1 tRNA gene and 1 pseudogene are annotated in these 1062 nt (G+C 67.2%); one reads left to right on the forward strand and one right to left on the reverse strand.

From position 1 onward, the window contains the following. A pseudogene (locus ACZ6Y1_RS37545) lies at nucleotides 1-86 on the forward strand (IS5/IS1182 family transposase); the annotation flags it as partial. A gap of 200 nt (nucleotides 87-286) precedes the next feature. On the opposite strand, the gene ACZ6Y1_RS37550 reads toward ACZ6Y1_RS37545, so the two are convergent. Next, nucleotides 287-359 (reverse strand) — tRNA-Ser (locus ACZ6Y1_RS37550). Nucleotides 360-1062: the final 703 nt, after the last annotated feature.

Genomic DNA, 1062 nt, shown 5'->3' on the forward strand with positions numbered 1-1062 from the left:
GGCGCATCTTCCGCAAAGCCCGCTGCAGCCCCAACCGCATGACGGCCATCGCCGCAGCCGTCCTCACCCTGGAGCGTCAACGCTGAAAATGCTCATTGAGCCGCGATCTGGTCGGTAGTCAGCATTCGGGTAGCCATAGTCCGGCCTGCCGCGGCGAAGTAGGTGCTCAGCTGGTGGGGCACTGCGCAGTCCACTGTCCGCCACCGCTTGGAGAGGTGCGAGGACTGGTTTCCAGTTTCGATCCGGCTCGAAGAATGAAGCGGAGCGACTCGTCGAGTGCGCGCGGCGGGGTGGGCCGGATTCGAACCGGCGTCTTCCCTCTTAGCTAGAGGGTGCGTCGACCTCTGCGCTACCTTCCCCGCCGCGGCGCGAACACTCTATCGATGCTGGGTGGCGGGGCCGGTCCTGGTAGGCCTGCAGCTGGCCCTTTTTCCCCGGCCGCCGGTTAGGTCGTGACCGCCCCCGTGCAGATCGGGAGGACTGCCGTTGGGTTTCCAGTGTTGGATGCCTCGGTGCCGGCCCCGTCATGGGCAGGCTAACCGGGACCACTGACATTGCTGCTGGCGCCCGCGGAGCGGGCTGGTCCTGGAGGCGAAGCCATAAGGACGGCGGGTGGTGGAGCGAAGCGGAGCCGCCCCAACAGTGCACACGTTCGCACCCTGTGAAACAAAGTCACCCTGGCCCGCGTAGCGAGCTGTTCGGTATGTAGCGAAGCGAATCCAGGATCAGTCCGGAGCGAAGCGCGGGACTTCTGGCCGGAAGGCCGGATCTGGCTCGGCGAAGCCGAGCCCCGCCGAGCAAAGCGAGGCGTTTCACTGCTCTGGAGCGAAGCGGAGGAGCAGGCGCCGAAGGCGCTCTCGGCCGAGCGCAGCGAGGCGGGATCCTTTCTCCGGAGCGAAGCGAGGACATCCCCCCGAAGGGGGGCTTTGGGCGGCGAAGCCGCCCTCCGCCGAGCGCAGCGAGGCGGGTTCCTGCCCAGGCGCGCAGCGCCTGGGGTCCCGCTCCGCGGGAGATCGGAAAAGCACACCTCCTACTCCAGCCCCCAAAAGTTCTATCCGGGAG

Source organism: Streptomyces sp. NPDC053432, assembly GCF_055585365.1.